At 35.8% G+C, this 14286-nt stretch carries 12 protein-coding genes; all 12 read left to right on the forward strand.

Annotated elements, in window-relative coordinates; genetic code table 11:
* Positions 1 to 17: 17 nt before the first annotated feature.
* The 12 genes from CRO54_RS20340 to CRO54_RS20395 all read left to right on the forward strand — a co-directional run bounded on the left by CRO54_RS20340 (position 18) and on the right by CRO54_RS20395 (position 14282).
* Positions 18 to 1238, forward strand: coding sequence for a cytochrome c oxidase subunit II (locus tag CRO54_RS20340; RefSeq protein ID WP_244904301.1), 1221 nt, complete (start codon positions 18 to 20; stop codon positions 1236 to 1238).
* A gap of 21 nt (positions 1239 to 1259) precedes the next feature.
* Positions 1260 to 3131, forward strand: a complete 1872-nt coding sequence (locus tag CRO54_RS20345; protein ID WP_171047970.1) for a cytochrome c oxidase subunit I — start codon at positions 1260 to 1262, stop codon at positions 3129 to 3131.
* A 95-nt stretch (positions 3132 to 3226) separates the two neighbouring features.
* Positions 3227 to 4288: a COX15/CtaA family protein gene (locus tag CRO54_RS20350; protein WP_097133951.1), complete on the forward strand. Its 1062-nt coding sequence runs from the start codon at positions 3227 to 3229 to the stop codon at positions 4286 to 4288.
* Positions 4289 to 4298: 10 nt separating this feature from the next.
* Positions 4299 to 5201 carry a heme o synthase gene (gene cyoE, locus CRO54_RS20355; RefSeq protein WP_097133952.1) on the forward strand — a complete coding sequence of 301 codons (903 nt, stop codon included), beginning with the start codon at positions 4299 to 4301 and terminating at the stop codon, positions 5199 to 5201.
* 1 nt (position 5202) lies between these two features.
* Positions 5203 to 5781, forward strand: a complete 579-nt coding sequence (locus tag CRO54_RS20360; protein WP_097133953.1) for a cytochrome c oxidase subunit 3 — start codon at positions 5203 to 5205, stop codon at positions 5779 to 5781.
* Between the two features lie 31 nt (positions 5782 to 5812).
* Positions 5813 to 6547, forward strand: coding sequence for a cytochrome c oxidase subunit 3 (locus tag CRO54_RS20365; protein ID WP_097133954.1), 735 nt, complete (start codon positions 5813 to 5815; stop codon positions 6545 to 6547).
* Between the two features lie 27 nt (positions 6548 to 6574).
* Positions 6575 to 6955 carry a cytochrome C oxidase subunit IV family protein gene (locus tag CRO54_RS20370; protein ID WP_097133955.1) on the forward strand — a complete coding sequence of 127 codons (381 nt, stop codon included), beginning with the start codon at positions 6575 to 6577 and terminating at the stop codon, positions 6953 to 6955.
* A 65-nt stretch (positions 6956 to 7020) separates the two neighbouring features.
* On the forward strand, positions 7021 to 7674 hold the full coding sequence (locus CRO54_RS20375; RefSeq protein WP_244904302.1) for an SCO family protein: 654 nt from the start codon (positions 7021 to 7023) through the stop codon (positions 7672 to 7674).
* A gap of 73 nt (positions 7675 to 7747) precedes the next feature.
* The gene (locus CRO54_RS20380; RefSeq protein WP_097133957.1) at positions 7748 to 8308 is read left to right on the forward strand and encodes a DUF420 domain-containing protein; all 561 of its coding nucleotides are present in this window, start codon (positions 7748 to 7750) and stop codon (positions 8306 to 8308) included.
* A 121-nt stretch (positions 8309 to 8429) separates the two neighbouring features.
* Positions 8430 to 9026, forward strand: a complete 597-nt coding sequence (locus tag CRO54_RS20385; RefSeq protein WP_097133958.1) for an RNA polymerase sigma-70 factor — start codon at positions 8430 to 8432, stop codon at positions 9024 to 9026.
* A 70-nt stretch (positions 9027 to 9096) separates the two neighbouring features.
* On the forward strand, positions 9097 to 10311 hold the full coding sequence (locus tag CRO54_RS20390) for a FecR family protein (RefSeq protein WP_097133959.1): 1215 nt from the start codon (positions 9097 to 9099) through the stop codon (positions 10309 to 10311).
* A gap of 335 nt (positions 10312 to 10646) precedes the next feature.
* Positions 10647 to 14282 (forward strand): SusC/RagA family TonB-linked outer membrane protein, encoded by a 3636-nt coding sequence (locus CRO54_RS20395; protein WP_244904303.1) that lies wholly within the window; start codon positions 10647 to 10649, stop codon positions 14280 to 14282.
* Positions 14283 to 14286 lie beyond the last annotated feature (4 nt).

The raw sequence follows: 14286 nt of genomic DNA on the forward strand, positions 1-14286 counted from the left end.
TAATAGTTAATAAAACAATGGCAGCACTAGCGGTGATATTTACCGTATTCTCTAGCGCTAATGCCTTTGCTCAAGAAGCAGCAGCAGCCGCTACGGCTAAACCTGTAGATATGGGGCCAATACATAAAACAGCAGCTTTTTATGTATTGTTGTTCTTGCTTTTATGTTTATTTATTGCAATTGTAGGTAAAGCATTAAAAGTTTATGAATTAACCCGCGAAACGCAAGGCAAGTCAGAAGGAATAAACTGGAACACTGTGAACGCAGTTTTATTTGCCCTATTTTTAATAGTAGGTTTATATGGCGTTTATTGGGAATATACAGTACACGGTAGTATGATTTTGCCAGAGGCAGCTTCAGAACACGGAGTTAGAATTGATGAGATGTTTAACTTAACGTTGATCATCACTACAATTGTATTTATTCTTACTCACATTGTACTTTTTGTATTTGCTTACATCTACAGAAGTTCTGATAAAAGAAAAGCTTATTACTATCCTCATAACAACACTATCGAGAAAATTTGGACTATTGTACCAGCTTTAGTGTTGACTTTATTGGTATTGAAAGGTTTCTTAACTTGGAGATCTATCTTTTACAAAGCTGAAGATGCAAATAACAGACCTATCAATATTGAGGTAACTTCTTCTCAATTCTTATGGGATATCCGTTATCCAGGACCAGATGCTATTGTAGGTAAAAGAAACTATAAGTTAACTACTGCTATCAACGGTTTAGGTATCGATTTCAACGATAAAAACAGTTTAGATGATTTAATCGCTGATGAAATTGTACTACCTGTAGGCAAACCAGTTCGTTTTACATTAGCTAGTAAAGATGTTATCCATAGTTTTTATATGCCTCACTTCAGAGTACAATTAAATACTGTACCTGGTATGGTTTCTTACTTCGAGTTTACACCTACGGTTACCACTGAGGAGATGAGAACTAAAACTAACGATCCTAAGTTTAACTACATTTTACTATGTGCTAAAATTTGTGGAACCAACCACTTTAACATGCAGAAAAATGTTAGAATAGTTAGCGATGCAGAATACAAAGAGTGGTTAGCTGCACAAACTCCTTACTTAACTAACGACTTAAGAAAGGCATTTAATTTACCAATCCCGGTAGAGGCAACTCCAGCAGCTACAGAAGAAGCGCAAGCAGCTGATACTACAGCTACTGCAGCAGCGGTAAAATTAGATGTGAAGAACCAAATAGCTTTAAAAAAATAATAATACTGGAAAAACCTTATTATGTCAACAATATCATTACACGATACACACCACGACGATCATGGACATGGCCATCACCATGAAACGTTCTTAACTAAATACGTATTTAGTCAGGACCATAAAATGATTGCCAAGCAGTTTTTAATAACTGGTATCATTATGGCAGTTATCGCAATGCTTTTATCTATTTTATTTAGACTTCAGCTTGCGTGGCCAGATAAAACTTTTCCTTTATTAGAAACATTTTTAGGAAAATGGGCTGAAGGAGGTAGAATTAAACCTGACTTTTTCTTAGCGTTAGTAACCATACACGGTACCATCATGGTATTCTTCGTATTAACAGCTGGTTTAAGTGGTACTTTCAGTAACCTTTTAATCCCTTTACAAATTGGAGCTAGAGATATGGCTTCTCCATTCATGAACATGCTATCTTACTGGTTTTTCCTAGTAGCTTGTATCATCATGATGAGTTCCTTCTTTATTCAAACTGGCCCTGCTAGTGGTGGATGGACCATTTATCCTCCGCTTTCTGCAGTTCCTAAAGCAATGCCAGGTTCTCAACTAGGTATGACTTTATGGTTAATCAGTATGGTGATTTTCGTAGCTTCATCGCTAATTGGTTCCCTTAACTACGTAAGTACAATCTTGAATATGCGTACTAAAGGTATGGACCTTTGGAAAATGCCTTTGACCATCTGGGCTTTATTCTTAACTGCAATCTTAGGTATCTTGTCATTCCCTGTATTAGTTTCAGGTGTGGTATTGTTAATCTTCGACCGTAGTTTTGGAACAAGTTTCTACTTATCAGATTTAGTATTCGGTACTGAGATTTTGCCAAACGAAGGTGGTTCTCCAATCTTATGGCAACACTTATTCTGGTTCTTAGGTCACCCAGAGGTATATATCGTAATTATGCCAGCTTTAGGTATTTCTTCTGAGATTATTTCAGTAAACTCAAGAAAGCCAATCTTCGGTTACCATGCAATGGTTTACTCTCTAATCGGTATTACGGTATTATCGTTTATCGTTTGGGGTCACCATATGTTCGTTACTGGTATGAACCCGCTGTTAGGTGGTGTATTTATGATTACCACATTGATCATTGCGGTACCATCGGCGGTAAAAACATTTAACTATTTAGCAACCCTATGGAGAGGTAATATCAGATTTACACCAGCAATGTTATTTGCAATTGGTTTAGTATCTTTTTTTATCTCTGGTGGTTTAACCGGTATCTTCTTAGGTAATGCTTCTTTAGATATTAACTTACACGATACTTATTTCGTAGTAGCTCACTTCCACTTGGTAATGGGTTCTGCAGCTATTTTTGGTATGCTTGCTGGTGTTTACCACTGGTTCCCTAAAATGTTCGGTAGAATGATGAATCCTAAGTTAGCTTATTTACACTTTTGGTTGACTTTCATCTGTGCTTACTTGGTATTCTTCCCTCTTCACTTCTTAGGTTTAGATGGTGTACCTCGTCGTTACTATGCATTTACTGAGTTTGAATTCATGAACAAATGGTTGACCGTTAACGTATTTGTAACTTGGTCTGCTATCATTGCAGCTTTAGCTCAAGTAGCGTTCTTGTTTAACTTCTTCTATTCTATCTTTAGAGGTAAAAAGGCAACTCAAAACCCTTGGGAAGCAAATACTTTAGAGTGGACTACTCCAGTTGAGCACTTACATGGTAACTGGCCAGGAGAGATTCCAGCTGTATACCGTTGGCCGTATGATTATAGCAAACCAGGAGCAGATCAAGACTTTATCCTTCAAACAACTCCATTTTCTGAGACAATGAGCTCTAACTTACCTCATGATTTTGAAGGTAACGAAGAAGCTGAGCGTATCCAAAAAGAGTGGGAAGCAAAGAATAAGCCAGTACAAGAGTAGTACTGCCGCAGACTTTGTCGAAAATATGTAATAAGGTATCTGCAATTGTTTAAACACTTACAGGTACCTTATTTTTATAAATCTATCACATATCAATGATTGCTAAATCTGAAAGTAGATTTATTAGAATAAATTTAATAACCATTATTGCCACTTTGGTGGTGATTTTGGCGGGGGGCGTTGTTCGTAGTACAGGTTCGGGAATGGGATGTCCAGACTGGCCTAAATGTTTCGATCAATATATTCCACCTACTTCCGCTAGTCAACTTCCAGCAGATTACGAAAGCAAATACGTAGCAGGCAGAAAGAAGAAAAACGAGAAGTTCGCCAAATACTTGGAAAGTATGGGCAAGCACCAATTGGCAGATAGTCTTAGAAAAGACAAGTCGATTTTAGTGCATGAAGAGTTTAATGCCGCAAAAACCTGGACAGAATATGTAAATAGGCTTACCGGAGCTATTCTCGGTATATTTTTGCTACTTACTGCTATTTATTCATTTGCTTACAAGAAAAGCGCAAAGCGAATTATTGTATTAAGTTGGTTAAATATCATTGTAGTAGGTTATCAAGCCTGGTTAGGTTCTATAGTTGTTTCTACCAATTTAACGCAATGGGTAGTTACAGTGCACATGCTCTTGGCATTGGTGATTTTAGGAATTGCAATATATACCTATAACTATGCAAAGCAATTACATAAAGAGCCCTCGGTAATTATGTACCGTATCCTCTGGTTGAAAGGTTTTCTATTGTTTACCATCATCATTTCTATTTTACAAATTATTTTAGGAACTGAAGTGAGGGAAGCGGTAGATAGTATTGCCAAATCATTGCAATATAATGGACGTAATACTTGGATTTCTAAAATAGGAAGCGTGTTTTCTTACCATAGAGATTTAGCTATTTTGGTAGGTATTAGCAATTTTATTGTTTACAAAATGGTGATTGATAGGTTCAGCGGAAAAGCTTGGCCGTTAATTACTGCAAATTATTTGATGGTCGTACTTTTGGTACAAATTGCTTCGGGCTTTTTGCTATCTTATTTAGGACTGCCACCTTATGCACAAGCGATACATATCTTGTTTTCTACAATTATGTTTAGCCTGCAATATTATTTATACCTGTTGGTTTATAGAACAGCAACCTATAAAACAACTTAAAAATTAAAGATTGAAACAGTTTTTCTCTGATTTCTCGAAGCTCATCAAATTCCGCTTAACTTTTACAGTGGTATTTTCGGCATCTATTGCATTCTTAATAGGCTCGAAAATACAGGTGGAACGTGCTATCATCGATGAAATTAACTGGATGAACTGGCTAATTCTAATTGTTGGAGGTTTCTTAGTTACAGGTGCAGCAAATTGCTTTAATGAGATTATTGAAGTTGATTTAGATAAGTTGATGACTAGGACCAAGGATAGACCTATGCCAGCTGGTAGAATGACTACTGGACAAGGATTGGTTTCCGGTTTAGTAATGGGTATTGCCGGAACTTGGTTACTTGGGAAGTTGAATTTAGAAACTGGGTTGATTTCTGTTTTTTCGATTTTACTTTACGCATTTGCCTATACGCCGCTGAAGAGAAAATCTCCAATAGCGGTTTTCGTTGGGGCATTACCAGGTGCGTTTCCTCCATTGATTGGTTATATCGCAGCAATTGGTCATTCTCCTGTAGGTTACGTGCCTATGGATTATCTAATTGCCATCATTCTATTTTCGATACAATTTGTATGGCAGTTTCCACACTTTTGGTCAATTGCTTGGGTGTTGGATGAGGATTATAGTAAAGCTGGATTTAGGTTGTTGCCTACCAAGAAAAAAGATAAGACAAGTGCAATTTTCACTTTTGTGGGCACTTTAATTTTAATTCCGGTGAGCTTATTGCCTACTTTCTACGGATTTGGAGGTTATTACGTAGCTGGAGCTTCCATAGTATTGGGCTTATTATTTAGTTGGTATGCTTATCAATTGGTAGTAAAAATGGATACAGCAAGTGCCAAAAAAGTGATGTTCTGTTCTTTCTTTTACATCCCTTTGGTACAATTAATTTTATTGTTTGATTTAGTAGTATAAGATGGTGAGTACATTACAACAAGAAAATATACCAGTGAACTTTAAAGCTAAGAAATTCTTAGTTTGGTTGTTCGTGGTATCATCAACCATTATGTTTGGTGGTTGGACCAGTTATTACCTGGTTTTCATGGCATCTAAAGGCAAAGGTCACGGTTTGGTGTTGCCTGAAGTTTTTACCTATAGTACAGGTGCATTGCTAATTAGCAGCGTTTGTCTGTTTCTAGCAGCAAGAGCTTTAAAAAGTGGTAATAGAAGTAAGCAACGCATGTTTTTATGGGTTACTTTCATTTTAGGAATTGTTTTCGGCGTAATGCAATTTCAAGGTTGGACTAGCTTATATCAAACAGGTGCGGTATTGGTAAATAATAATGCTGCAATCTCAATGATTTATGTAGTATCAGGTTTTCACTTGTTACACATTGTTGCAGGTTTAGGATTTGTATTGAGCAGCTTAATTGGTAGCTACAAAAATATAACCCAAGATGTTGCAGAATATCGCCAAGATATTACCTCTATATTTTGGCATTTTATAGATATATTATGGATTTATCTATATGTTTTTTTACTTTTGAACAGTTAATTTTTTAACAAACTATTATACTAATTATTAAATGGATTCATTATCAAAATTAGACGAAGTTAAAACCACACCGTGGAGCGGTGGTCGTGAACCATGGTCGATAGAATATGGTAAAATAATGATGTGGTTTTTCCTTGTGTCAGACGCATTTACATTTTCATCATTTTTGATTTACTACGGTGCTCAAAAATTTGCTCAGCCAACATGGATTGATGCGGATAAAATATTCCAATCTATCCCAGGCATTGCAGATCACGGACAACCTTTGGTTTTTGTAGGTATCATGACATTTATTTTGATTATGTCTTCAGTTACCATGGTATTGGCAGTAGAGGCAGGTCATCGTAATTCTAAAAAAGAAGTGGTAAAATGGATGATATGGACCATCTTAGGCGGTATTGCTTTCGTTGGCTGTCAGGCATTAGAGTGGACTCACTTGCACCACATGGGCTTTTGGTTTGGCACTAACCCAGCTACAGGTTTAACTGATCCAGCGGCTATATCTGCAGCATTACAACCGTATTTTACCAACGATATTTCGTATACAGCGGCATTGCAGTTCTCTAACTTATTCTTTACCATTACAGGTTTCCACGGTTTCCACGTAACGGTAGGTATCATTTTAAATATCATCATTTTGTTTATGGTATTGAATAATACTTTTGAGAAAAGAGGATCATATTTGATGATTGAAAAAGTAGGTCTTTACTGGCACTTTGTAGATTTAGTGTGGGTATTTGTATTTACCTTCTTCTATTTAATCTAATTACCTAATCATATTTATTTAAAGATAATGGCAAACCACGATCATACATTAGATTCTCATGACGCTCACGCACACGGCGAAGGCATGGGAGTAAAGCGCATTTGGCAAGTATTCGGTATCCTTTTGTTCATCACAGCAATTGAGTTCTTAGTAGCTTTAGGCTTTGTACACCACTGGCAGCTTGTAGTAAAAGGACCAGCTTTATATGCATTTTACGTTGTACTTACGCTAATTAAAGCTTATTATATTGTTGCATTCTTCATGCACTTAAAGTTTGAAAAAAAGAGCTTCATCATCTGTTGTTCAATTGTATTCATATTCATTATTTATTTCATTGTATTGATGTTAATAGAAGGCGGTTATTTGTTAAACCATCTTCAAGAACACCCTGTTTATCCAAATAAATAATAATGAACGGAAGTTCTAACAAGAAAAAGATTTCAACTATATTGATCCTGGCAGCTATACTAGTTATGCCGGGATTTTTATATTATTTACTACAGGATCAAGGCAAAAATAGGTACAGACCTTTGCCGATTTTTGGCCCTAAGGTAGTATCCTCTACTTTCCACTCCGTGAGAGGGAAGCAAATTCCAGATACAATTTATCACATTGTGGATGATTTCTCACTGACTAATCAAGTGGGAGATACTGTTACATTAAACAGTTGGAAAGGTAAAGTAGTTGTTTTGAATCTTTTTTATAGCAAGGTAAATTCAGACGGTTCTAAATTGGCTTTGAAAGCAATGCATCAGTTTAACGAACTTTATCAGAAGAACGACATGGTACATTTGGCTAGCATCAGTATCGACGACAAAGATAACACTAATGACCTAGCCGATTTTGCTAAAACGTGGTCGGCAGAATCAAAAAAATGGGATATTCTAAAAGGCGATACAAGTGATGTACGTAAGTTGGTTAAAAATTCCTTACTGCTAGATGCGGTCAATCAAAGTACCCCCAACGAACGTAAATTTATTTATAGCAATAAAATCGTTCTATTAGATACAAAACATCGAATTAGAGGTTTTTACGAAGCGAGTAATAAAGAAGCGCTCTCTAAGCTAGATGATGAAATTAAAGTGCAAATTGCCGAAGAGTTAAGGAATATTAAAGACGGTAGATAGTTTAGAGTTTTCAATTAACAGCTCTCAGTTAACCGCTCTCAGGCTGAATATAGCCTAATCAACTTTAATAAAGATGGAAAATATAAATAGCAAACTAGAAAATACCATAGAACAAAAATATAACAAGTGGATTTGGATTCTTTCCATAGCCATTCCAGTAGTGGTTGCTGTTTTGTTTGGTGTGAACTTAAGGAAGCTAGGTTACGACGTACAGCCATTAAGCTTTTTGCCTCCAATTTACGCCGCAATTAATGGCGTAACCGCTGTAGTACTAGTTACCGCTGTTTGGGCCATCAAAAATGGTAAACGTAAACTACACGAAAACCTAATGAAGTTTGCCATCGTTTTGTCGGTACTTTTTTTAGGGATGTATGTAGCTTATCATATGACTTCAGATTCTACTAAGTTTGGAGGAGAGGGCGCTATCAAATACATCTACTATTTGATCTTAATCACTCATATCTTATTGTCAATCATCATTATTCCATTTGTGCTAATTACCTATGTAAAAGCGTTGTCGCAAAGATTTGATAAACATAGAAAAATTGCCAGAATTGCTTTTCCAATGTGGTTATATGTAGCAGTAACTGGTGTTATTGTTTACTTAATGATTTCGCCTTATTACGCTAATTAGTATACACCCATTTTTAGCTACAACTTAATCCTCTGCACTTTTTACGTATTTTTGTAAAATTTCTGTGCTAAAGTTGCTATAATTCTTATCTTAGAATTACTAACAAGCAAATAATTTCTAAGTGCAGGGAAACGGGAACATAGAAGAGGCAAAAAAAATGCTGGGCGTAGGTAATATTACTACCTTCACCAATTTCTATACGCTGTTTTTTAAGAAACTTCTTATCGAAAGTGATAAATATGTAAAAGATATACAAGTCGCCGAAGAAATCGTCCAAGATGTTTTCGTGAAGATTTGGGAACGCTCAGCAGATTTAAATAATATTCAGTCGATTAAGTCATATCTCTATCGATCGGTGATTAACCAGTCTATTAATTATGTAAATAGACAGAAAAGTTTAGAGTATCATCATCAAAAAATAGTTAGAGATTTTAGCGAAACAGAAACTGAAGAAATTGATCAGGAGAATGAATTAATTGTAATGCTATTTGATGAAATAGAGAAGTTGCCACCAAAATGCAAAGAAATTTTTAAGTTAAATAGATTCGAAAAACTGAAATATAGAGAGATAGCCCTAAAGCTTAATATTTCTGAAAGGACTGTTGAAAATCACATTTCAAATGCACTTAAAATCTTACGAGAGGCGATGTTGAGCAATAAAGAAAGCAATTTTAAATCGTCTCATTTAAATGTTTTAAAGGTTTTTTTCTTTTTTTAAGGAAAAAGTGAAAAATAACTAGGGGTTTTTTGAATCACGTTTGTCTTAGGGATATAACTAAACAAACAAAATGACAGGCAAACCAGAAATACTGGAATTGATTGCTATGTATCTAAATAACCCAGAAGATTTACAATTAAAGTCTTCTGTAGATGATTTTAGATCGCAATCGATTAAAAATGAAGCTTTCTTTAAAGAAATAGAGAAGGTTTGGTTGTTGTCTAGTCAATCTAGTGTACTTGATTCGTTTGATGAGCATGCAGCCGTCGCAAGATTTCAAAAGCGTTTATCTTTTGAAGATAAGGATGGTTCAAAGAAAACTATTAAATTTTCATTTTTACGTTGGTCTGCCGCCGCTGCAGTCATTTTGGTCGTTGCTTCTTCTATTTATTTCTATAAGAATACTGAAACCCTAAGCGGGGCAAAAACACATACTTATGCCTCTGATGCTTTACCTGGTAGCAATAAGGCTGTGTTGGTACTGGCAAATGGGCGTAAAGTTTCATTAACTGATATTAATAACGGCGATGTGGCCAAAGAAGCGGGACTTTCAATCACGAAAACAGCTGATGGGCAATTAGTGTATACCGTTTCTGAAACTGGGCAAACCAATGAAGATGACAATGCCGTAAACACAATTGAAACTCCAAAAGGAGGCATGTGGCGAATAAAATTACCAGATGGTTCTAATGTATGGCTAAACGCAGCCTCCTCTCTTACTTATCCACTTTCTTTTTCTAAGGGGCAAAAGCGAGTAGTAGAGCTTAAAGGCGAAGCTTATTTTGAGGTAGCCGAAGATAAACTTCACCCATTTGTGGTAAAAACCAGAAAACAAGAAGTTGAAGTTTTGGGTACACATTTTAACATCAACTCTTACGCAGATGAAACTGCTGTAAAAACGACCCTTTTAGAAGGAAGCGTGAGGGTGAACTTATTCTCTAATGGAAATAGAAGTGAAATTTTAAAGCCTGGGCAACAATCTATATTAACAGAAAAAGCTTTTGATGTGAAAGAAGTTGATGTAGATGAGGCAATTGATTGGAAAAACGGATACTTCATGTTTAACAATGAGAAGCAGGAAAGTATCATGAGGAAAATTGCTAGATGGTACAATGTGCAAATTGAATACGCCGATCAAGAGGCGAAGGATGTAACTTATTACGGCAGTATTAGCCGTTTCGACAATATATCTAAAGTCTTGAGGAAATTCGAGCAAACTGGAGAAGTGAGATTTGAAATTATAAAAAATAAAGTCATCGTATTTAAAGAAAAGAATGCAAACTAGAAGATTAACCAACTTTTAGTTAAAAAAGAACTAACAATTATTTATCAACTAACCAAAAACTATTAAGAATGAAGAAGAATAAAACAATTACTTAAATACTGCATTCTGCAGTAAACAGAAAAGGGATGCTGGAACACCCCTTTTCGTTATCTGTTTGCCCTCCGGTTTAACCGGAAATCGATTTGGAAATCAATTTTTATTGGATTAACTGCGAGATGCAATTTAGAACTTAAACAAAGTTGTATTTCGCGTAAAAAACAGACTATCAAATGTATAGAAAATATACCAAACTTCTATGTAACCACCCTGGTTATGTACCAAAATTATTGCTTATGATGAAGTTAGTAACAGTTATTTTACTTGTGTCTTTTGTGCAAGTGAGTGCTGCTTCGTTTGGTCAATCGGTAACTATAAAAGATAAAAAGGTTACGCTCGAAAAAATCATTAAAGAGATAAAAAAGCAAGCCGGTTACGACGTATTGCTATCTACTAACAAAATCAAGAGTAGCACTTTAGTAAATGCAGGATTCCAGAACAAATCGGTTCAGGATGTGATGAACAAAGTGTTAGAAGGTAAAGACCTTACGTATATTATTGAGGATATGACAATTCTTGTAAAGCAGAAAGAAAAGTCATTTATTGATAAGATTATAGATTATTTTGCTGCAGTAAAAGTAGCAGGTGTCGTAAAAAGCAAGGGAGATGGTTTACCAATGCCAGGTGTTAGTGTTACGATTAAAGGTACTAACACTACCGTAATTACCAATGAAAAAGGCGAATATCAAATTACAGCACCAGAGGATGCGGTATTGGTGTTTAGATATATTGGGCATAAAACGGTAGAACTGGGAGTTAATGGTAGAACGAAAATAGACGTTTCTATAGAGGAGGATGCTTCTCAGCTAAAAGAGGTAAATATTGTTTCTACGGGTTATCAAAATTTAGATAGAAAGTTATTTACTGGATCAACTACTAAAATTAGTGCGAAGGATTCAGAAAGAAGTGGTGTGCCTGATATTTCGAGAATGCTAGAAGGGCAGGCTGCAGGTGTATCTGTTCAAAACGTTTCAGGTACATTTGGAGCAGCGCCTAAAATCCGTGTTCGTGGAGCTACTTCTTTATCTGGTGATAATAAGCCTTTATGGGTTGTTGACGGTATTATCTTGGAGGATGTGGTAAATATCTCCAATGAAGCGTTATCAACTGGTGATGCAAATACACTTATAGGCTCTTCAGTAGCTGGTCTAAATCCAGATGATATAGAATCATTTACAATTCTTAAAGATGCGGCGGCAACGGCTATGTATGGTGCTAGGGCGATGAATGGTGTTATTGTTGTAACGACTAAAAAAGGCCGAAATACCGAAGGTAAAGCTAATATCAATTACTCAGGAACATTTACCACTTATCTTAAGCCAACATACGATAATTTCGATATTATGAATTCGGCTGAGCAAATGTCGGTGTTGTTGGAGATGGAAAATAAAGGGTACTACTCACATAGTTCATTGGCCAATTCTGCAAATGGTGGTGTATTTAACAAAATGTATAACCAGATGTATGAATATGATCCGAATACCGATACATTCGGTTTGAAAAATAATTTGCAAAGTCGATTGAACTTTTTAGACCGATATGCTAGAGCTAACACTGATTGGTTTGATGTGTTGTTTAAAAACTCTCTATTACAAGAGCATTCTTTAAGCGTTAATAGTGGAACCGCAAAAGTGCAAAATTATTTTTCGACAAGCTACACTCACGATGGCGGACAAACTTTAGGAGATAATGTAAAACGTTTTACTGCAAACCTTCGAAGTACTGTTCAGTTAAATGAAAAGTTAAGTGTGGAGTTGTTGGCTAATGCTTCAATTCGTGATCAAAAATCTCCTGGTACACTTACCAGGCAGTCTGATCCCGTTTTTGGTCAATATTCTAGAGATTTTGATATTAATCCATATTCTTATGCACTAAACACTAGTAGAGTATTAACTCCTTATGATGCTGATGGAAACTTGGAGTACTTTACAAGAACTTATGCTCCATTTAATATTTTAAATGAATTAGATAATAACTACTTGTCGCTAAAAATGCTTGATATCAAAGTGCAAGGAGGGGTGAAGTATAAAATATTGCCAAAACTAACATATTCTGTTGATGGTGCATATCGTTATGCTCGTTCAGAAAGACAACATTACGTTACAAGTAACTCAAATATGGCAATGGCATTCAGAGCTAATCCGAATCCAGCTGTAAATGATGCCAACATATTACTATATAAAGATCCAGATCATCCGAATGAGCCTGCAGTAGTAATATTGCCTGAAGGTGGATTTTTTAATGCTAGTAATAATAATATTTTAAACTATTATTTAAGAAATAACCTAGAATACGACTCTAAGTTCGGAGAAGATCACCGTCTAAACGTATTTGCATCTTACGAAATGCGATACACAGATCGTCAAAACAGTAATTTTGATGGTGTTGGTTATCAGTATGATAACGGAGGACTAGTTAATCCTAATTATAGATACTTTAAGAAAGCTATAGAAGGTGGTAATCCATATTTTGGTATGGGGTTAGGATATGATAGATTTTTGGCAATGATGGGTAGAGTAGCCTATTCATATAAAGACAGATACAGCTTTAACTCTACTGTACGTAATGATGGTTCTAATTTAATGGGTAAATCAAAAGTTGCACGTTGGTTGCCAACATGGAATGTATCTGGAGCGTGGGATGTAGACCAAGAAAGTTTTTTTGAAGGCATTAAGCCTTATGTTTCTGGAGCTAGGTTGAGAGCAACCTATGGACTAGTGGGAAGTCTAGGTGCAGCTACAAATTCAACATCTGTTTTTTATAATAGGGTTACCTATAGGCCTTATGAAAATGAAAAAGAGTCGCAAATTTATACTTCTAGCTTAGAGAATTCTGAGTTAACCTGGGAGAAACTTTATGAGTTGAATATAGGTACGGATTTGACCTTTTTTAACAACAAAATTAACCTGACATTCGATTACTATAAACGCAATATCTTTGACCTTATTGGACCTATCAGGACCTCAGGTATTGGAGGCCAGTTTACTAAGTTTGCTAACTATGGCGAAATGAAAGCTAATGGTGTAGAGCTAACTATAGCTGGGAACCCGATTAAAACTGCTGCTTTTAGATGGAGAACTCAGTTCAACTTTGGTTTAAATAAAAATGAGGTAACACGCTTAGACGTAAATCAAAATATTTGGAGTTTAGTTAGAGCCGAAGGTGCTCCAAAACAAGGATATCCGCAAAGAGGACTGTTTTCTATTCAGTTTGATGGCTTAAATCCTCAATACGGTTATCCAACATTTGTAGGTCTTAATGGACGTAGAAATGAAACCCAAATTCAATTGCAGGATACTAACGTGGAAAGTTTGGTTTACCATGGTCCAGTTGATCCGACTTTCACGGGAGGTTTTTGGAATCAGGTCTCTTATAAGAACTTTACTTTTTCTGCATTATTTACATTTTCGATGGGAAATTATGTAAGGATGCAGCCTACAGTTACAGCGACATATAATGACATGACAGCGATGTCTCGAGATATTTTAAATAGATGGTTGATGCCTGGAGACGAGCAATTTACCAACATACCAGCTATATTGGATAGATTTACTGCAGCAGCAAAAGTTACTAGACCAGATGGTACAGTAGTAAATGCGGTATATCCTTATAATGCATATAACTATTCAGATCAAAGAGTAGCAAAAGGTGATTTTGTAAGGTTGAAGAATATTAGCTTGGCTTATCAGGTACCTGCAAAGTTTTCGTCAAAACTGGGTTTATCTAACGCTCAAATATCTTTTGTAGGTAATAATATAGCATTGTTGTATTCTGATAAAGCTTTAAATGGCGCTGATCCAGAGTTTTTCAACAATGGAGGCGTTGCAATGCCTATCCCTAGACAATATACTCTTTCATTAAAAGTTGGATTTTAATTAT

The sequence above is a fragment of the Pedobacter xixiisoli genome, assembly GCF_900215335.1.
Classification (GTDB): Bacteria; Bacteroidota; Bacteroidia; order Sphingobacteriales; family Sphingobacteriaceae; genus Pedobacter; species Pedobacter xixiisoli.